Source organism: Vibrio sp. L5-1, from assembly GCF_021728315.1.
GTDB lineage: Bacteria > Pseudomonadota > Gammaproteobacteria > Enterobacterales > Vibrionaceae > Vibrio > Vibrio splendidus_K.
Window position 1 is genome coordinate 87,287 of record NZ_JAKKCQ010000001.1, and the last position, 23,144, is coordinate 110,430.

The 23,144-nt window shown below is 46.8% G+C and carries 3 protein-coding genes; 2 read left to right on the forward strand and 1 reads right to left on the reverse strand.

Annotated elements, in window-relative coordinates; all coding sequences use genetic code 11:
* Positions 1–101 precede the first annotated feature (101 nt).
* Both L3V35_RS00370 and L3V35_RS00375 read left to right on the forward strand, forming a co-directional pair.
* The gene (locus L3V35_RS00370; RefSeq protein WP_237298079.1) at positions 102–21,047 is read left to right on the forward strand and encodes a tandem-95 repeat protein; all 20,946 of its coding nucleotides are present in this window, start codon (positions 102–104) and stop codon (positions 21,045–21,047) included.
* 221 nt (positions 21,048–21,268) lie between these two features.
* The gene (locus tag L3V35_RS00375; RefSeq protein WP_237298080.1) at positions 21,269–21,622 is read left to right on the forward strand and encodes a hypothetical protein; all 354 of its coding nucleotides are present in this window, start codon (positions 21,269–21,271) and stop codon (positions 21,620–21,622) included.
* Between the two features lie 237 nt (positions 21,623–21,859).
* Here the strand turns inward: L3V35_RS00375 and L3V35_RS00380 are convergent, their stop codons facing one another.
* Entirely contained in the window at positions 21,860–22,756 is an 897-nt protein-coding gene (locus tag L3V35_RS00380; protein ID WP_237298081.1) for a sigma-70 family RNA polymerase sigma factor, read from the reverse strand.
* Between the last annotated feature and the right edge of the window lie 388 nt (positions 22,757–23,144).

Here is a 23,144-nt window from a genome sequence, read left to right on the forward strand (position 1 = left end):
AGAAAAATATGAAAAAAGTTGTATAAAAACTTGGTTTTTCAAAATGGTGTCCTTTAATGCCTCTAAATACGATCAGTTAGCTAGTAGCAACGGAGGCTGTAATGGCAGGCGAAAATAACCAAAACAACCAAAATGAAGATCTAAATGACGCGGTAGAACAAACGGACACGAACGACGCGGGTACGCCCTCCCAACAGCAGAATCAACAAAATCAACAGAATACGATTGCGTCGACAATCGCGACGGGTGCTGAAAACACGGATGCGGCAGACGAAATCAACCAAGCGCTAGAAGACAATCCAAGTGGCGCAGGTAATGCAGAAGATGCGTCTGCTTCTGGTGGGGCTGTTCAAGAAGAGACGCCAGAAAGCGATGGAGATTCAGATGCAGCCCAATCCAATGTAGTTGGTGGTGCGGCTTCTGAAGCTGGCTCAGATAATGCAGCTGGTAGTGGCGGCGGAGCGGGTGCTGGCGCTCAAGCTGTCGGTGGCGAAAATGCCGCAGGTTCTGGAGGTGCTTCGAGCGCTGAAGGTAACGAAGAACAAGGCCAAGCTGCACGTACGTCTGCAGCTCCAAGTGCTGCATCTTCTGAGTCCGACGACCAACAAGTCGGTGATGATTTAGATTCACAGACGGTAGAAGAGACATTTGCCGTTGATGTTCAAGCTTCTGACGAAGAGACCATCAGTGAAGTAGAAGACGACTTTGATTCAGAGACGGTAAGCGAAACGTTCAAAATCAAAGTGGAAAGTGAAAATGATGCACCAGAAGCTGAACAAGATCTGGCTTACATCATGGATGAAGATGGCTCGATAACATTCACTCAAGAACAATTACTCGAATACGCAAGTGATGTTGATGGCGATGAACTGGTTGCTTCTAACGTTCAAGTTGGCGCAGATGCAATGGTTCAAGATAATGGTGATGGCACTTTCACGGTTGTTCCTTCTGCAGATTTTAACGGTGAACTTGATCTAACTTTTGATATCAGCGACGGCCAAGAAACCGTAAGCAGCGCAATTGATTTAACGGTTCGTCCTATTAATGACGCGCCTGTACCAGAAGATAAAACGTTTGAAATAGAAGAAGATGGCACGCTTATCTTTACTGATGCAGACCTGTTAACAGGTGCTACAGACATTGAAGGCGATAACCTAACTGTTGAAGGTGTTACTTACGATGGTGGCGACGGCATTCTTACCGACAACGGTAACGGCACATACACCTTTGCGCCAAATGAAAACTTCAACGGCGACGTAAACTTCAGCTTCGATGTATCAGACGGTACCGATACAGTCTCTGCTAACATCGATGTGAGTGTGACTGCGGTCGATGATGCGCCAGTTTCTGGCGATTTAGCTTACTCAGTCGACGAAGACGGCTCTATCCGTCTAAGCCAAGAGCAACTGCTTTCTCAAGCATCAGATGTTGAAGGCGATGACCTGACAGCCAACAGCCTAACGGTCGGCGGTGATGCAACGGTTACTCAAAACGACGACGGTAGCTTCACCATCACGCCAGATGAGAACTTCAATGGCGATATCGATATCAGCTTTGATATTTCAGATAGTACTAATACGGTTCAAGCATCAGCTGACTTAACCGTTAATCCAGTCAATGACTTGCCGGTTCCACAAGATCAACAATTCAGTGTTGAAGAAGATGGCACGCTAATCTTCACCGATGCAGACCTATTAACAGGTGCTACAGACATTGAAGGTGACAACTTAACGGTTGAAGGTGTGACCTACGATGGTGGCGACGGCATTCTTACCGACAACGGTAATGGCACTTACACCTTTGCGCCAAACGAGAACTTTAATGGCGACGTGAACTTCGGTTTTGATGTGTCTGATGGTACCGATACGGTAGCGGCAAACATAGATGTGAGTGTTACCGCTGTTGATGATGCGCCAGTATCAGGTGACTTAGCTTACTCAGTCGATGAAGACGGCTCTATCCGCCTAAGCCAAGAGCAACTGCTGTCTCAAGCATCCGATGTTGAAGGCGATGACCTGACAGCCAGCGGCCTAACGGTTGGCGGTGATGCAACCGTTACTCAAAACGATGATGGCAGTTTCACCATCACGCCAGATGAGAACTTCAATGGCGACATCGATATCAGCTTCGATATCTCAGATGGTACCAACACAGTTCAAGCTTCAGCAGACCTTACGGTTAATCCAGTTAATGACTTACCGATTCCTCAAGATCAACAATTCAGTATTGCAGAAGATGGAACTCTACAATTTACCGATGCAGATCTGCTAACTGGTGCAACCGATATTGAAGGTGATGATTTAACGGTTGAAGGCATCAGTTATGAAGGGACTGATGGCGTACTAACAGACAATGGTGACGGCTCATACAGCTTTGCGCCAAATGAAAACTTTAATGGTGAGGTTAACTTTAGCTTCGATGTGTCTGATGGTACCGATACGGTATCTGCAAACATTGATGTTAGCGTGACTCCAGAGAACGATCCGCCAGTTGCTGGCTCTACGTCTTACACAGTTAATGAAGACAATTCGATTACCATTTCTGATGCACAACTATTGGCAACATCTTCAGACATCGAAGGTGATGTATCGATAGACAGCGTGACTTACTCGGGTAGCGATGGTGTCCTTGAAATCAACGGTAATGGCACTTATACCTTCTCACCAAACGAGAACTTCAATGGTGAAATCGCTCTAGATGTAGTGGTTGCCGATGAAGAAGGTGCAACCGATGCGACAACTGCAGGCATTAGCGTTCTTGAAGTGAACGATCCGCCAGTTGCAGGCCCAACGTCATACACCATTGATGAAGACTCAGTACTAACCTTTAATGAGTCTCAAGTGTTGCTTAATGCCTCTGATGTAGAAGGGGATGTTGAGCTTGTTAGTATTAGCTACGATGGCCCTGAAGGTATCTTCTCGATAAATGGCGATGGTACTTGCAGCTTCGCTCCGAATGAGAACTTTAATGGCCAAGTTCAGCTTGATGTGACCGTGCGTGATGAAGACGGTGCAGAAGTTGAAACCGTCATCAATGTTGACGTATTGCCAATCAATGATGCGCCAGTATCGGGTGATTTGGCTTACAACGTTAACGAAGATGGTTCAATTACATTGAGCCAAGAGCAGTTGCTATCGCAAGCGTCCGATGTTGAAGGCGAAGACCTAACCGCGAGCGACTTAACGGTAGATGGCAACGCAATAGTAACCGCCAATGATGATGGTAGCTTTACCATCGTTCCAGAAGCGAACTTCAATGGTGACATTGATATTCAATTCAACATTACTGATGGTACTGACACAGTTCAAGCAACCGCCGATCTTACGGTTAATCCAGTTAATGACTTGCCGGTTCCTCAAGATCAACAATTCAGCATTGAAGAAGATGGCACTCTGCAATTTACAGATGCCGATCTACTTACCGGTGCCACCGATATTGATGGCGATGACTTAACCGTTGAAGGTATTAGCTATACAGGTGGCGATGGCGTATTGACCGATCACGGTGATGGTACTTATACCTTTGCGCCAAATGAAAACTTCAATGGTGATGTGAACTTCAGTTTCGATGTGTCTGATGGTACAGAAACGGTCAGCGCTAACATTGATGTGACTGTGACGCCTGAGAACGATCCGCCCGTTGCGGGTTCAACCTCGTACATGGTCAACGAAGACAATGCGATTACCATTTCTGATGAGCAATTGTTAGCAAACTCTTCTGACGTTGAAGGTGCGGTATCGGTTGATAGCGTGACCTACAGTGGCACCGATGGTGTGTTCCAAGATAATGGTGACGGCAGTTACACCTTCCTTCCTAATGAAAACTTCAGTGGCGATATCAGCCTTGATTTGATTGTTGCCGATGAAGACGGTTCGATTGATGAAACCACTGCGGGCATTACCGTTCTAGAGGTGAATGATCCACCGGTTGCGGGCCCAACGTCATACACCATTGACGAAGATTCGGTACTGACATTCAGCGAATCTCAGATTCTTGTGAATGCTTCGGATGTAGAAGGCGATGTAGAGTTAGTCGGCATTAACTACGATGGCTCGGACGGTATCTTCACTGTAAATGGTGATGGTACATGCAGCTTTGCACCCAATGAAAACTTCAATGGTCAGGTTCAACTGGGTGTGACCATTCAAGATGAAGATGGCGCAACCGTTGAAACACAGATTAACGTTGATGTATTGCCAATCAATGATGCGCCAGTATCGGGCGATTTGGCTTACACCATCAATGAAGACAGCTCCATCACGCTAAGCCAAGAGCAATTGCTAGCACGTGCCGGAGATATTGATAGCGAAAACCTAGAAGCTATTAACCTGTCGAACGACGAAAACGCGACCATCCAACAAAACGACGATGGCAGCTACACCATTACACCAGACGCAGACTACAACGGTGACCTAGACCTGAACTTCGATATCATCGATAACGATGGTGGTGAGGTTCAAGTTGGCCTAGATATCACAGTTAATCCACTGAATGACTTGCCACAAGCGCAAGATCAACAGTTCATGATTGAAGAAGACGGTACGTTACTCTTCACCGATGCTGATCTGCTTGCAGGTGCGTCGGATATTGATGGTGATGAACTGTCGATTGAAAACGTGCTCTATACAGGTGCAGATGGTGTTCTTAGCAATAATGGCGACGGCACATACAGCTTTGCTCCAAACGAGAACTTCAATGGCGATGTTCAATTCTCATTCGATGTTTCCGATGGCACAGGTTCAACGGCTGCTGTTATTGATGTCAGCGTAACGCCTGAGAATGATCCACCAGTTGCGGGTTCGACATCTTACACAGTTCAAGAAGATGGCCAAATCACGATCAGTGATGAGCAGTTATTAGCGAACTCTTCAGATGTAGAGGGTGATGTTGCTCTATCGAGCGTTACTTACGCTGGTGACGACGGTTCGTTCGTTGATAACGGTAATGGCACCTACACCTTCACGCCAAATGAAAACTTCGACGGAGACATCTCACTAGACGTTATTGTCGTTGATCAAGACGGTGCAACCGCAACAACAACCGCTGGCATCGATGTTATTGCTGTGAATGATGGACCTGAAACTTCGGGCATTCAGGCAGAGGTCGACGAAGATAATTCAATCACCATTACTCAAGAGCAGTTACTTGCAAACGCAACTGACGTTGAAGGTGATGAGTTAACGGCAACTAACCTACAAACCAACGATCCAGACGCGACAATTGTTGCGAATGACGACGGCTCATTCACCATTACGCACACAGAAAACTTCAATGGTGAGTTGGACTTCACATACAGTATCAGTGATGGTGACAATGAAGTTCTGACAACACTCGACTTGACGGTTAACCCTGTCAACGATGCGCCGGAAGCGGGCGATGAAATCTTCATCCAAGCGCAAGAAGACCAAACAGTTGGTGTGACTCTGCGTGAAGAGCCCGCACTGCGTTTAGACCAAGCGCCAGAAAACGGCATTATTGAAGCGAATGTCAATGATGAATGGGTGGTACTGGAAGTAGGACAAGAAGTTCCTGCAGATACCGAAGTGCGCTTTGTTCCAAGTGAAGATGCTCTGGCTGAAGGCACACACACTACACAAATCGGTACGTTTGACGATAACGCGAGTGTGGATGACTGGGGTACAGAAGTTGACCCTTATACTCGTGAGTTCTCAGATGGTGACTTAACAGTAACCGTTCAAAGTAACGATGATCCTCTAGGTGCTTGGAATGGCAATACTCACATTGGTCATGGCCTTGGTGATACAGACCGCCAAGGGTTGAGTGGTGATGAGAAACTGACAGTTTCAGTTGAAGGCCAAGACATCAATGAAATCAGTTTCCACCTAGATGGTTTAGGTGGTTGGTTCATGGAAGAGTCACGTCACTTTACAGAAGTAGAAATCAAAGCATTCAATGAGGATGGCGACCTAATTGACTCGATGACTTACCACAAGGAAGATCGTGGTGGTTACGAGACTGATTACACGCTTACTGTTTCTGAACCTGTGTCTTACTTTGAACTTGGTACAATACAAGGAAATGGTACTTACGTCGTTCAAAACATGACAGTGTCACAAACCTGTCATGATGAAGCGGTGTTCACTTCGATTGGTGTAGACGGTTCTGAAATCACTGAAACGGTTGAGTTGAACATCCATGCGGGTGACAACGAAATCGAGCTAACGGCTGATCTTCCAAATATCACTATCGATACCGATGGTTCTGCTCAGTTTGCTTCTGTTGTGATTACTGAAGAACAATTATTGGCTCAAGCATCTGATATTGATGGCGACGATCTTGATATTGAAAATCTAGAGCTGGTGGGTGAAAACTCAGAGCATGCAACGCTCACCGATAATGGTGATGGTACTTGGACAGTAACTCCGGATGAAAACTTCCATGGTGAAATCGAACTCGGTTACCAAGTTACCGATGGTGAGCTGACAGACAACAACATCATCAATATCAACTTCGAATCGGTGAATGATGCACCAATCGTTTCTGGCCCGATTGTTCTGTCGACAGATGAAGATGAAGGTATCACGTTTAGTGCGGATGACTTGTTAGCGAACACCACAGATGTGGAAGGCGATACGCTGTCTATTTCTGACATCACTTATGGTGGTGATAACGGTGACTTGGTCGATAACGGCGATGGCACATTTACCTTCATGCCGAATGAAAACTTCAATGGTGAAATCGACATCGATTACAAAGTCTTTGATGGCACCGATGAAGTAGCAACACATCTAGACCTAACAGTTATACCAGTCAACGATATTCCTGTTCCAGGTGAGCCGCTACACACCCAAATGCTTGAAAACGGCTCCATAATCATCGAAGCAAAAGATCTATTGTCTGGTGCGACCGATGTTGATGGCGACATTCTTCATGTTGAAAACTTACTACTTGCAGACCCAACGCAAGGTACATTAACGGATAATGGCGATAACACGTTCACTTTCGAGCCTACAGAGAACTTCTCTGGAGAAGTGAATCTGACTTTCGATATCAGTGATGGTCAAGCAAGCGCGCCAAGCATTGCAACAGTCGACGTTGAAATTGTCAACGAAGGCCCTGAAGTTAGCGGCCCAATTGAAGCGGCGGTTGATGAAGATGGTTCAATCACCATTACGCAAGAGGACTTGTTGGCGAATGCAACCGATGTCGATGGTGACAACCTTGAAGCGGTTAACTTTGCGACCAACGATCCAAATGCGGTTATTGTAGAAAACTCAGACGGTAGCTTCACAATCACACCAAGTGCAGACTTCTTTGGTGAGATTGAGTTCACTTACGATGTCACTGACGCAATTGAGACAGTGGCAGCCGATCTTAACCTGACCGTAAATCCAATCAACGATGCGCCAGACGTACCGGATATGTCTTTCACAACGGAAGATGGTCAAGCAATCACCATTACCGAAGCTGAACTATTAGCACAAGCGACAGACGTTGAAGGCGATGAGCTGTCTGTTGTGAATGTGACTAGCGCGAGCGACACGGTAGAAGTCACGGACAACGGTGACGGTACATACACATTAACGCCAGAGCAGGGCTTCTTCGGCAATGTTGATTTAGCGTTTGATGTGAGCGACGGCATGGAGGTGGTGGCGGCAAACATCGACCTAAAAGTTGAGTTCGTCAATGATACGCCAGAAGCGACGCCAATGGTTGCAGATGTCGACGAAGATGGTTCAATTCTCGTTACGCAAGAGATGTTGTTGGAAAGCGCGAGCGATCAAGATGGTGATGAGCTGTTTGCGAGTGCGCTGGAAACCAATGATCCAAACGCCACCATCGTAAATAATGGTGATGGCACGTACACAGTGACGCCTTCGGAAAACTTCAATGGTGATATCGCATTCACTTATGAGGTGAGCGACGGTGAGCTGAGCACGTCTAATGACATGACATTGACCGTGAATCCGGTGAATGACATTCCAATCGTTGCTCCAGGCATGTATCACATTGAAGAGGATGGCAGCATCCTGTTCACTCAAGAAGATCTGTTGAGTGGTGCGATTGATATTGATGGTGATGACTTAAGCGTTACCAGTATCAATTATTCTGGCGATGAAGGCACAGTCACCGATAACGGCGATGGCACGTTCAGCTTCGTACCTGAAGAGCACTTTAGTGGCGATCTACAGTTCAGTTTTACAGTTACCGACGGCACAACTGAAGTAGAACAAGACCTCAATGTTCACATTGAAGCGGTCGCAGATGCGCCGGATCTTGTGATTACCGATAGCGATGGCGTTAACGTCGATGACCAAGCGATTTTGGTTGAGCCAGGCGGCATTGTTGAACTGAATATTGCGGCTGCGCTAGTAGACCAAGATCTATCAGAAACACTGACGGTAACAGTAGATGGTGTGCCAGAAGGTTCGGTTATTCAATACGATAATGAAGGCGTTCTGAATGACCAAGAAAACGGTATCACCAGTTACAACGATACTGAAATCACAGTAACGTTTGAAGGTGAAACCGCGGGATACCAAAACGCAGCGGGTTACTACAAAGTCGATGAAGACGGCAACATTACAGGTGTTGAAGTTGTCTACGAGAATGCATCACAAGTGGGTGGCGGCGGTGACCTTGTCCCTGGGCAAGATCAGTTCAGCTTCCAAGTTGAAGAAGGTGAAAGTTTCAACCTGTTCTTGATTCCAAACGGGCATCAGCACAATGACTTTGACGCGATGCAGGAAGGTCAGTACGAGTTCCGTGCAGCGGATGGTTCGCCTGCAAACATGGATACGGTTGATCCTCAACTTGTATTTGTTGCTGCCGATGGAACTGAAACTGTAGTTCAAGGGCAGAATGGTGACGCGATCTTCCATGGTGGCTCAAGCTCTCAGCTCAACCAAGATGGTATCGAACATACGCGCACAACGGTTAATGAAGACGGCGAGCTGGTTTACGGCTTTGAAGATTTGTATGGCGGCGGTGATGCTGACTATTCAGACTTCAACTTCACAATCGATGTCGGTGAAGTGAACAGCCAAATCTACAGTGGTGAAGTGACGGTTGGTCCTGATGGTACGGTGAACCTACCAACAACGGCTATCGAAAATGCACTACAAATCCAGTTACCAGAAGACTTCAACGAACAGCTTGAAGTTCATGTAACAGCAACCGCAACAGAGCTATCGAATGATGATTCTGAAACGGTCTCTCAAACCATCTACATTAACGCGACAGGCGCCCACATTGAACATGCACCTGAAGCACTTCCTGTTGCTGCAACTGTGGAAGAAGATGGTTCTATCATCATTACGCAAGAAGACTTGTTAGCTAATGCTCGTGATCTCGATGGCGACCAGCTGACCGCTCTGAATTTAGCCACTGATGATGACAGCGTTACGATTACCGATAACGGTGATGGTACTTACACATTAACGCCAGATGCTGACTTCAACGGTGATGTTAACTTCACATTTGATGTATCGGATGGTGATGATGTTGTCTCTACCAATCTTGAGTTAACCGTTTCACCAGTGAATGATGGCCCAGAAGCACAAGACCAGACATTCACCGTCGGTGAAGACGGCGTGTTAACGTTCAATGACCAAGATCTATTAACGGGTGCAACGGACATTGAAGGCGACGACCTAAGTGTTGAAGGTGTGACTTACACTGGCGCAGACGGTGTTCTCACAGATAACGGCGATGGAAGCTACAGCTTCGCGCCAAACGAGAACTTCAATGGTGACGTGAACTTCAGTTTTGATGTGTCAGATGGTACGGACACGGTTCAAGCCAACATTGATGTGAGCGTAACGCCAGAGAACGATCCTCCAGTGGCCGGTAGCACGTCTTACACAGTTCATGAAGACAACTCCATCACCATCAGTAACGAACAATTGCTCGCAAACTCTTCAGATATTGAAGGGGAAGTCGCGATTGATAGCGTGACCTACAGTGGTAGTGACGGTGTTCTCGAAATCAACGGTAACGGCACATACACCTTCTCTCCAAACGAGAACTTCAATGGCGAAGTTAGCCTCGATGTCGTTGTTGTGGATGAAGATGATGCAGCCGTATCGACGACTGCGGGCATTACGGTTCTAGAAGTGAACGATCCGCCAGTTGCTGGCCCAACGTCTTATACTATCGATGAAGACTCGGTACTGACCTTTAATGAGTCTCAAGTTCTGCTGAATGCCTCTGATATTGAAGGTGACGTACAACTTGTTGAGATCAACTACGACGGCCCAGACGGAATCTTCTCCATCAATGGTGACGGCACATGTAGCTTTGCACCGAATGAAAACTTCAACGGCCAAGTACAGTTGGATGTGACCATTCAAGATGAAGACGGCGCTCAAGTTGATACTCATATTACGGTTGATGTCTTACCAATCAATGATGTTCCAGTATCAGGAGACTTGGCATACAGCGTAGAGGAAGACGGTTCAATTACCTTGAGCCAAGAGCAACTTCTTTCTCAAGCTATCGATGTAGACGGAGACGACCTTACTGCTTCTAACTTAATTGTTGATGGAGACGCGACAGTCGTTGCTAACGATGATGGTAGCTTTACCATTACACCAGATGCGAACTTCAATGGCGACATTGACCTAACGTTCGACATTAATGACGGTGCAGATACGCTGGTTGCGACGGCTGACCTCACCGTTAATCCAGTTAATGACCTTCCACAACCTCAAGACCAAACGTTAAGCATTGGCGAAGACGGCATCTTGAACTTCACAGATGAAGACTTGCTAACAGGTGCTACCGATATCGATGGGGATGACCTATCGGTTGAAGGCGTTACTTACACAGGTGCCGACGGTGTTCTTACTGACAATGGCGACGGAAGCTACAGCTTTGCACCAAACGAGAACTTCAATGGTGATGTGAACTTCAGTTTTGATGTATCAGATGGTACCGATACGGTTCAAGCCAATATTGATGTGAGCGTGACACCAGAGAACGATCCACCGGTTGCGGGCAATACGTCTTACACGGTTCATGAAGACAACTCGATTACCATTAGCAACGAACAGCTATTAGCTAACTCTTCAGATATTGAAGGGGAAGTGGCGATTGATAGCGTGGCTTACACCGGTGTCGATGGTGTATTCGAAGACAACGGAAACGGTACGTATACCTTCTCGCCAAACGAAAATTTCAATGGCCAAGTTAGTCTAGATGTTGTTGTGACCGATGAAGACGGTGCAACTGAAGCAACGACAGCTGGAATTACTGTACTTGAGGTGAACGATCCACCAATTGCGGGTTCAACCAGTTACTCAGTCAACGAAGACGAAGTCATCACCATTAGTTCAGAGCAACTGTTGGCGAATGCTTCAGACATCGAAGGTGAAGTGGCGATTGATAGCGTTAACTACACCGGCGAAGACGGTATCTTTACCGATAATGGTGATGGCACATTTAGCTTCGCACCAAACGCTAACTTCGATGGCGATGTAAGCCTTGATGTTGTCGTGACTGATGAAGATGGCGCAACCGTAGCGACCAACGCAAGCATTGATGTTCTGCCTGTTAACGATGCTCCGGTATCCGGTGACTTGGCATACAGCGTTGATGAAGATGGTTCGATTACCTTGAGCCAAGAGCAATTACTTGCTCAAGCTGGTGACATTGACGGCGATGACTTAACAGCGGCTAATCTAACCGTTGGTGGTGATGCGACCGTCACTGTAAACGATGACGGTAGCTTTACCATTACGCCAGATGCGAACTTCAATGGCGACATCGATTTGAACTTCGACATTACCGATGGTGATGCAACGATTCAAGCAACGGCAGATCTCACGGTTAACCCTGTGAATGACTTGCCAACAGTCGGTGAACCACAATTCACCACTCAGGAAGACACCAGCTTTACCTTCACAGAAGAGCAACTGCTGCAAAATGCAGGTGACATTGATGGCGACAACTTGTCGGTTGAAAATGTCGCTTCTGACAGCGGTTCTTTGGTTGATAATGGCGATGGTACTTACACATTCGCACCGAATGAAAACTTTGACGGCAATGTGAATGTGACGTTCGACGTGAATGACGGTACAGCGACAGTACCAGCAGAAGCGACGATTGATGTTCAATCTGTGGTTGATATGCCTGAGCTGTCGATTGCCTCTGACTTGGTGATTGCTTCAGATAACTTCGAGTCTGGCTCAAATGGCTGGAATGCGGGTACTGAAAGCTCACAAGGCTTTGAGTCGGGTGACATGTTGGGTCGTATTGGTGGCACTGGTGGCGATGAAGCGGTCAGTAAAACTTACGACATTCCAAGTGATGTGAGTGAAGTGAATATCTCATTCAGCTTCTACGAAATTGATTCTTGGGATGGTGAGTCGTTCCAAATATTTGTAGGCGGCGAAGAGCTTACCTCGCTAGATAATTCTGCGTTCCGTACCGAAGATGGCACGACAACGTTGTACGATTCAGCGGGCAATGAAGTCGGTGAAGTTGTTCACGGCGCGTCGCAAGGTGAAGGCTTCAGTGGTTGGAACGACCAAGCACACCAAATCAACCTAACGGTACCCGTCGAAGATGGCCAACTTGAGTTAGGCTTCGGTTCAACCTTGAACCAAGGTGTGAGTGATGAGTCGTTTGGCATCGATAACATTGAAATCACAGTGTCTGACGCGGATTACCAAATCATTGGTACCGAAGATACACCTGTACCGCTTGATATTGATGCCGCTCTAACCGATACCGATGGCTCAGAAAACCTTGCTATCTTGATTGAAGACGTGCCGGAAGGCAGCTCGCTTTCTGCAGGTACCGATAACGGTGATGGCACATGGTCATTGCAACCAGGCGAGTTAGAAGGGCTAGAGTTTATCCCTTCAGGTGACTTCAATGGTGATGTGGTTCTAACCGTGAATGCGACATCGACTGATGTTGATACGGGCACTACCGCAACGGCAACGCAAGATGTGACGATTCACATCTCGCCAGCGAACGATGCTCCAGAAGTTGATGGTGATATCAGTGCTGTGACAGCCGAAGACAATAGCATCACGCTAACTCAAGAGCAGTTGTTAGAGCACGCTGTTGACATTGATGGTGATGATCTATCAGCAATCAACCTAACTACCAATGATGAAAATGCGACCGTTCAAATGAACGACGATGGCAGCTTCACCATTACCCCAAGTGAAAACTTCAACGGTAATATCGAATTTAGTTACGATGTCACCGATGGGGAAGACATGGTCGCTGCTGGCCTAGACTTGACGGTAACACCTGTCAATGATGCGCCAGAGCCACAAGACCAAGCATTCACTATTGGTGAAGATGGGGTTCTTAACTTCACTGACGCTGACCTGTTAACAGGTGCAACGGATGTTGAAGGTGATGACCTAACAGTCGAAGGTGTGACATACACGGGTGCTGATGGCGTTCTTACTGATAATGGCGACGGAAGCTACAGCTTTGCGCCAAACGAGAACTTCAATGGTGATGTGAACTTCAGCTTTGATGTTTCAGATGGCACGGATACGGTTCAAGCGAACATCGATGTGAGCGTGACGCCTGAGAACGATCCACCAGTGGCGGGTAGCACGTCTTACACCGTACATGAAGACAACTCAATCACGATCAGTAACGAACAGCTATTAGCCAACTCTTCAGACATTGAAGGTGAGGTTGCGATTGATAGCGTGACTTACACTGGCAGTGATGGTGTGTTCGAAGACAACGGTGACGGCACTTATACTTTCTCGCCAAACGAGAACTTCAATGGGGATGTGAGCTTAGCGGTTGTTGTTACCGATGAAGAAGGGGCAACAGAAGCGACCACAGCGGGAATCACTGTACTTGAGGTGAACGATCCGCCAATCGCAGGCTCAACCAGCTACTCAGTCAACGAAGATGAAGTTATCACCATCAGTGCAGAGCAACTGTTGGCGAACTCTTCGGATATTGAAGGCGAAGTGGCGATTGATAGCGTTACTTACACAGGCGCTGACGGTATCTTTACTGACAACGGTAACGGCACATTCAGCTTTGCACCGAACGCAAACTTCGATGGCGATGTTAGCCTCGATGTAGTGGTGACTGATGAAGACGGTGCGACAGTAGCCACCAGCGCAAGTATTGATGTTCTTCCAATTAATGATCCACCAGTATCGGGTGACTTGGCATACAGCATTGATGAAGATGGTTCGATTACTCTGACTCAAGAGCAGTTGCTATCTCAAGCCTCTGATGTGGATGGCGATGACCTGACCGCAAGCAACCTAAGCGCAGGCGATAATGCAACTGTTGTTGATAATGGCGATGGCACCTTTACGGTAACGCCAGATGCTAACTTCAATGGCGATATCGACCTAAGCTTTGATATTTCAGACGGCACTGAGTCAATTGTGGCGAACGCCGATCTGACGGTAAACCCAGTCAATGACTTGCCAACGACATCTGATGTTTACGCGAACGTTGATGAAGATAATGTCATCACTATCACGCAGGAGCAGCTACTTGCGAATGCCGCTGATATTGAGGGTGATGACCTTGTCGCTTCCGACTTAACCTTAGTGGGTGACGATGCAACGATTGTCGACAATGGCGATGGCACGTTCTCAATCACTCCAAGCGAAAACTTCAATGGCTACATCGATGTTGCCTACAGCATCAGCGATGGCGACACACCAATTGCCGCTAACTTAGGCTTAACCGTTGACCCAGTTAACGACGCGCCAATTGTTTCTGCTGATGTGGCGATAACCATTGAAGAAGACGGTTCATACACCATTACTCAAGAAGAGCTCCTACAATTCGCGACTGACATCGAAGACGATGACATGACCGCAATTATCGGAGAGCAGGGCGATGAAACGACCGTTACCGGTACTGTGTTGGATGCTGAAACTGGCAATCCAATCGCAGGTGCGGATGTCACGCTAACCGACAACGCAGGTCATTCTTACACAGCGGTGACCGATCAATCTGGTAACTACTCTGTGAGCGGTCCAGTTGTTGACCAAGGTACCGTTACGATTGAACAAGAAGGCTCAATTACTAGCAGCTTCCTAGTTCCAGCAGGCGAAGATACCAACGGTGGCGTAACCGCTATATCCGAAGTACTTGAAGAAACAGATATGCGTATCGTGGTCACATGGGGCGACAGTCCACGTGATATGGACAACCACCTATGGCTCTACGATACAGAGAATGGCAGTGAGCTAGACCATATTTACTATCGCGACATGAGCCATGATTTGGGTGAAGGTAATGTCGTTCAGCAAGATGTAGATGACACGAATGGCGGTGGTCCTGAAACCATCACTATTCCAAATTATCAAGATGCTGACATGCACTATTCAGTACACAACTACACCAGCAGAAGTTGGGATGTCGATGGTGTTGAAGATGTACAGGTTCAGGTATTTGTAGGCGATACATTGGTTGAAACCTTCAGCCCAGATTTATCTGATAACCCATCAGGTGACCATTGGCATGTATTTGATATCGTGAATGGCGTTATTGTTCCAAGCCAAGATGTAGGCAGCGAGAATGCGTTTGATTTACCAACGGCAGAAGAAGCGCTCGCGAATGAAAACGGCATTGATATCTCTGAATTGCTAACTGGCGATGAAGGTGATGACTCTGGTGATACGGGTGGAAACGAACCAAGTGTTGGAGATGTTTCCATTGAGAACGCTCTTATCACTGACAATGGTGATGGTACTTACACCATTACACCGGAAGAGAACTTCAATGGTGAATTCTCGATTAGCTACAACGTAGACGATGGCAACGGTGGGGTTACTCCAGCGGAACTAGACGTGACCGTAACAGCAGTTAACGACCTTTCTGTAATTTACGACCACGACTACACCATTAATGAAGATGGTTCGCTGACCTTTACCGATGAACAGCTATTGGCTGGTGCAACGGATATTGATGGCGATGACCTTTCTGTCGAGTCGGTTAATTACGAAGGCACCGACGGTGTGTTCACGGATAATGGCGATGGCACTTACACCTTCGCTCCAAACGAGAACTTCAATGGCAGCGTCGACCTAACTTACGATGTCAGTGACGGTACCGATGTTGTATCGGCAAACATTGATGTGCAAGTTGTCCCAATTAATGACGTACCGGTTGCTGGAACCACCGCTTACAGTGTTGAAGAGGATGGCAGCATAACCCTAAGCGATGCACAACTTCTGACGAACAGTTCGGATGTTGAAGGGGAAGTGTTTGTTAGCGATGTAAGCTACAGCGGCACAGATGGTGTGTTCACTGACAATGGTAATGGCACTTACACCTTCTCGCCAAACGAAAACTTTAACGGTGACATCAGTCTTGATGTGTCCATTATGGATGAAGATGGCGCAACCGCTGAAACAACGGCAGGTATCGACGTAATTGCCGTCAATGACCTACCGGTTGCAGGTTCAACGACTTACAGCGTTGATGAAGATAATGTGATTATTATCTCTGATGCTCAGCTTCTTGCGAACAGCTCAGATATTGAAGGTGATGTATCCGTTAGTGACGTTTCTTACTCGGGTGCAGACGGTATCTTTACTGACAATGGCGATGGTACTTACAGCTTCGCACCAAACGAAAACTTCAACGGTAATGTCAGCCTTGATGTTGTCGTTGCTGATGAAGAAGGTGCAACCGCTCAAACGACTGCGGGTATAGATGTTATTGCGGTTAACGATGCTCCAGTATCTGGCGATTTGGCTTACTCAGTGGATGAAGATGGTTCAATCACCCTAAGCCAAGAGCAATTGCTGGCTCAAGCTTCTGATGTGGATGGCGATGACCTTACCGCAGCTAACTTAACGGCAGGTGACAACGCAACAGTAACGGCAAACGATGATGGTTCATTTACCATTACTCCAGATGCTGACTTCAATGGCGACATTGACCTAAGCTTCGACCTGTCTGACGGTACTGAAACGGTTGTCGCAACGGCAGACCTTACTGTTAACCCAGTGAATGATGTCGCGGTTGTTGAAGATGTGGCTTACACCATTGAAGAAGACGGTTCATTAACCTTCACGGATGAGCAGCTGCTAGCGGGTGCTTCTGATATAGATGGAGATGAGCTTTCAGTTGCTGATGTGTCTTACACAGGCGCAGAGGGTGTGTTCACCGACAATGGTGATGGTACTTACACCTTCGCTCCAAATGAAAACTTCAATGGCGAAGTAAGCCTGGACTTCTCAGTATCTGACGGTACAGAGACGGTTGATGCAAACATCGACGTAACGGTAACAGACGTTAACGACGCACCAGTGGCGGGCGCAACGTCTTACCAAATGAACGAAGATGGCACCATCACATTAAGCCCTGAGCAATTGATTGCGAATAGCTCAGATGTAGATGGTGAAGTATCACTTGATAGTGTTAGCTATTCGGGTGCAGACGGTATCTTGGTTCAAAACGAAGATGGTTCGGTAACGTTCGCACCAAATGAAAACTTTAACGGCGACATCAGTCTTGATGTGACGGTAATTGATGACGATGGCGCAACGGCTGAAACCACGGCTGGTATTGAAGTGATTGCTGTCAACGATGCACCAGTAGCAGGTAACGTGGCTTACTCGGTTGATGAAGATGGTTCAATTACGCTATCTCAAGAACAGTTGTTGGCGAATGCTTCCGATGTTGATGGTGATGCACTGACTGCAAGCAATCTATCTGCGGGTGACAATGCAACCGTAACAGCAAACGAAGATGGTTCATTTACTATCATGCCGGATGCTGATTTCAACGGCGACATTGACCTAAGCTTCGATGTGTCAGATGGCCTTGAAAATGTTCAAGCTGGCGTCGACCTAACGGTTAACCCAGTCAATGACCTACCAACAGCCGCAGACCAAAGTTTCACCGTTGAAGAAGATGGAACGTTAATCTTCACTGATGCAGACCTGTTAGCAGGCGCTGCAGACATTGACGGCGATGACTTGTCTATTACGGATGTGTCTTACACGGGCGCAGAAGGTGTGTTCACGGATAACGGTGATGGCACTTACAGCTTTGCTCCGAACGAGAACTTCAATGGCGATGTAAACCTTGGCTTCACAGTGTCCGATGGCACTGAGACAGTCGATGCCAATATTGATGTGACCGTAACCGACATTAACGATGCACCAGTGGCGGGTTCAACGTCTTACCAAATGAACGAAGATGGCACGATTACCATTAGCCCTGAGCAGTTGATTGCGAACAGCTCAGACGTTGATGGTGAAGTGTCGCTTGAAAGCGTGACTTACACTGGCTCTGACGGCGAATTGGTTCAAAACGATGATGGTTCTGTGACCTTCACGCCGAGTGAGAACTTTGACGGTGATATCAGCCTAGATGTGGTTGTAACCGATGATGACGGTGCAACAGCCACAACAACGGCGGGTATCGAAGTTCTGGCCGTGAACGATGGACCTGAATCGGAGGATGTGAAACTAACCACAGCCGAAGACAGCACCATTCTTATCACACAAGACATGTTGTTAGCTCAAGCTACCGACATTGATAACACCGCAGATGAGCTGTCAGCATCTGGTCTACAAATCGACCCTAGCTTGGGTGAGTTACTAGACAACGAAGATGGTACTTGGTCATTCACACCAAACGAGAACTTCAATGGCGATGTGCCAATGACGTTTAACGTTAGCGATGGCCAAGAGACAATCTCAGTCGACGGCAACATCGATGTTACGCCAGTGAACGATGCACCTGAAGCGCCAACCATTGAGATGCAAGGCGAAGAAGATGTGGTCATGGTGATTGACCCGGCTTACATCGCGGATCAAGTCACAGACCTTGATGGTGACGAGATCAGCATCGAAAGCATTACGGTTCGTGCTCCAGCCAATGCAACCTTAACTCAGCAGCCAGACGGCATGTATCACTTAGTGACTACTCAAGACTTCAATGGCTTGGTAGAACTGGGTTATCAAGCAACTGATGGCGAAGAGGTGGTTGATGGTTCGCTGAATGTGGATGTTATTCCAGTTAACGACGCTCCATTTAATGTCGGTAACGCGATGATGACCACAGACGAAGATGGCGCGTTCACCTTCAATGCTGGCGACTTGATGAACTTGTTCGGTGACATCGATACGGCTGACCTTGTGGTTTCACGCATTATCACCGCCGACGGTGAAGATGGTGGTGAGGTAGCGGATAACGGCGATGGCACTTGGACATTCACACCAACGGGCGACTTTGCAGGCGTTTCTGACCTACAAGTGGTCGTGAGTGACGGTGAGTTTGAAACGGTTCTCGATGTTCCTGTGTTTGTCCGTCCAGTCGCAGATGGTGCGGTTATTTCAACTGACCATGACGGTCCGTTAGTCTTCGGTGAAGATGAAACGGGTCACTTAGGGTTGAACGTTGGCCTAGTCGATGATTCAGAAACACTAAGTAACTTGGTGATGACAGGTTTCCCTGTTGGGTTCGAGGTGACGGATGGTGTGAATACCGTGATGATCACCGAGCCGGGTCAATATATCGACCTGTTTGACTGGGATATCTCAAACATTCAAATGACGCCTCCTGAAGACTTCCATGGTGAGTTCTTCGTAACCGTAAGTGCAACAACAGTCGATTACGGAGATGAGCCAGAAGCGTTCGAAGATGGCATCGATTCAGGTGATTTCGAAACGGTAGCGGGTGATTCCATCATCCTAACCGCGGACGACCTAATCGGTTTAGCTGAGAATGTGGATGCTGACAGCGACGATGAAGTGAAACTGGTTCATCTAGCAGACCGCAGCCAAGGTGAGATTGTCGATAATGGCGATGGCACTTGGACGTTCACACCAGCACCTGGCTTCACGGGTGAAGCAGACATTGCTTACGTGGTTGATAAAGATGGCGTGCTTCATGATGAGCAAACTGGCGTGGTCGTGAAAGAAGGAGACTCACAAGAGAATGCAGCACCAGAAGTTAACAGCATCACGACGACGGAAATCGCAGCGGATGCAACCTTGTCGTTCACTGATCAAGACATGTTAGCGAACCTGAGCGATGCAGAAGGCGATAGCTTGAGCATTGAGTCAGTAAGCTTGATGGAAGGTCAGGGCGTAATTGAGAGCGATAACCAAGGTAACTATCAATTCACACCTGCTGAAGACTACACCGGTGATGTTCAAGTTGGATTTATAGCGACCGATGGCGAAAATCGCATCGAAAGCTTCTTCAATGTGGATATCCAAGGCGGAGATGAAGCAGCGGCGAGTGAAGGTTATGCCTTAGCTGATGATGGTTCACTAACTATTACCGAGTCACAGCTGGTGGATGAGTTAGGCGTGAGTGATTCTGCACAAGTTGTCGATGTTGCAGACGCGAATGATGCAGGCTTCTTTGCTGAATCTGGCGAAGGTGAGTGGACCTACTGGCCAAACGAAGACTTCGATGGCAACTTAGCAATGAATGTTGACGTTAACGATGGCGGTGAAGTATCAAGCCACAGTGTAAGTATCCAAGTGGCCGATGAATCAGTGCAAAGTGATGAACCACAAGTCCAAGCTGCTCAAGCAACAGAAGAGCAACAAGTGGAAGTGGCTCAACAAGCTGATGACCAAGCTCAAGATGCTGAAGCTGAAGGCAGCACAGCAGATGTAACCGCGGCACCGGGCGATACCATCTCTATCTCAATTCCAGATGAGGTGAGTGGTAACGAATCGGTTGATTACGCTGATATGTCTGGCTTACCTGAGGGCGCTACTGTGAGCAACGCACTGGATAACGGTGATGGTAGCTTCACAATCAGTGGCAACCTAGAGCAGCCTGTATCCGTTGAACTTCCAGAAGGTTATGAAGGTACTAGCGAGATCCAATTCCAAGGTTACGACGAATTGGGTAGTTCAATAGACGGTGCTAGCGGTTCTGTTGAGGTTGAGGTCGATGATCAATACACCATGCAAGGTTCTACCCAAGAGCAGCAACCAGACATGGCGGGTATGGAATCTGGAGGCAGCGACTGGACAAGTTCAGGTGGTCAAGATCAAGGTGTTGACTTCACGGACGACTCTGGAAGCTTCGATTCAGATTCTCAAACTGGAACAGATCAAGGCAACGACTTCGACCAAAGCTCGATTTAATCGAGAAGGCTTAGTTTTAGTCTGAACCGACATTTAGTCTAAACCAACAAGTAGATAGGGCAGCGTAAAGTTGCCCTCATTAAAGCCATGTAGGGTTATTGATACATGGCTTTTTTATTGCTTGTTGTTCTAAATAATATTGTTTGTTTCGCTAAATAAACTTGAGAACAGATAAAAATGTCCTTAATTATTAGAAGAGTTAGTTAGAAAGGAGGGACGACATGTATCGTTATGTCAGTTCACCGCAAGCGTCGAAGTACATCGTGCCACCACCTCAACATCGAGAGTTGTCTAGTGTGGACGTGCCTGAGTCTGAATTAGAGATGCGAGAAATATTGAATAATTGGTTTGCTGATGGTTTAGCACCCATTATTGAAAGTGAAGATGACTACATCTCTGCGAGCGATCACGTTCGATTTGAAAAGCTCAGCGGCACCGTTGGGATGCTGTTGAGAAACAAAGATTATTATTTTGCGGCCAAACGGATTTTATCTGTGTGGGAACAAGATTGCCTTGAAACCACTTACATCAATTATCTCATTTTACGCAGTGAGCGAGTCACTTCTTTAAAGTAAGTTAATGCAGTGGCACTTGCCATTAGCCATTAGCCATTAGCGACTTACGGTTCGTGTGCTTACGATCTTTTTGTTTTTCTAGCGAATCAGGTAAACAAAACAGGCAAACAAAAGGGCAAGCTTTGAGGCTCACCCTTAAGGTTCTTTTTACTTAACGTTGTTGCTCTCAATTAACGATGCTTTTGTCTAACGTTATTGTTCTTTCCTGTCGTTATAACTTCTCAGTAGGGGTGAGACTTACACCCAACCATCAAATTTGAGTCGTTTTTGAATTCTCTCGACTGCTTCTTTCTGCATTTGTCTAACACGCTCATTAGAAACATTTACATCTTGCATTTGTCCCACCTCAGACAGTGTTTTCACCTTGTTATCAAAGAAACCAAAACGGTGAATGAGAACCTTCTGTAATTTGGGTGGCAGTGTGTTTATGATTTGCTCTAGAGCTTGGGTAAAAGACTGGTCTTCACAATCTTTTTGCGGGTCGGGGATATACTCACTTTCACACTGTTCAAGTACTATCGGTGCGTGGCTGATACCAACCGTTGTTGTCACGTCAATAAACCCGCTAAGCGCCACGAGTTGGTCGACACGTTTTGCCTTAACGCCAGAGCTGTCTGACAACTCTGAAATAGAAATCTCTCTACTCATTTTTTTACTTACATCGAGCTTTTTGGACGCGAGGCTGTTTATTTCTTTGCATACGTGGGCGGGCAATCGGACAGTACGACCTTTGTTCATCAATGCCGCTTCAATATTCTCTCGAATCCACCATACGGCGTAAGTCGAAAAGCGATAACCGGGTTCGGGGTCGTATTTATCGATTGCTTTGATTAAGCCGATGTTACCTTCCTCAATCAGGTCGAGCAGCGTGAAGTTGTTGCCTTTACGTTTTAGGTAACTCTTTGCGATTTTTACAACAAGTCGCAGGTTTGATTCGATCATGATGTCACGTGCTTGCTTGTCACCCGCGCGATTCAATTTTGCGTAATACACCTCATCTTCACGCGACAGTAGATCAATCCCCACAATATCCTTTAGATAGTGAGCATAAGGTTCTGCAGTGGTAGAAAATGATTCTTTAATGGGTGTGTCATCCGTGAGCCCCTGAAACGCAGCAAAACTGTCATTGTTCATTTCCTTGTCCTTTTTTAGCCGACTGAACGTTTTATTTTTTCACTTTATTATTATGCCACCAAGTGATTAACGCTTGGTTTCATTAGAGTGTAGATAACAGTTTCTTCTTTACCAATAAATAAAATGCAATTTCGTATGTTTTTGTCACAAAAAGAACTACAAATATTTAACTAAGTTACATCTTATTGAGAGGGACGTTATTGCAGATAAAACATGAACATGCAGGGTTTATAAAGCACGTGTTATGCATCGTTATATGTAGATAAGTGAGGTGAATTTATAGGTGTGTTTGGACTATGTAATTGACAGGGGATAATGAGGAGAAAATGGCAAGAGTCGAGGTTCCATGTTGCCAAAGCACCTCAGCTCTTTAACCTGTTCAGCTGAC

Excerpts from the sequence above, each read along its gene's own strand:
- L3V35_RS00375 (WP_237298080.1), top strand. The coding sequence starts at position 21,269 with ATGTATCGTTATGTCAGTTCACCGCAAGCGTCGAAGTACATCGTGCCA.
- L3V35_RS00380 (WP_237298081.1), bottom strand. The coding sequence starts at position 22,756 with ATGAACAATGACAGTTTTGCTGCGTTTCAGGGGCTCACGGATGACACA.
- L3V35_RS00370 (WP_237298079.1), top strand. The coding sequence starts at position 102 with ATGGCAGGCGAAAATAACCAAAACAACCAAAATGAAGATCTAAATGAC.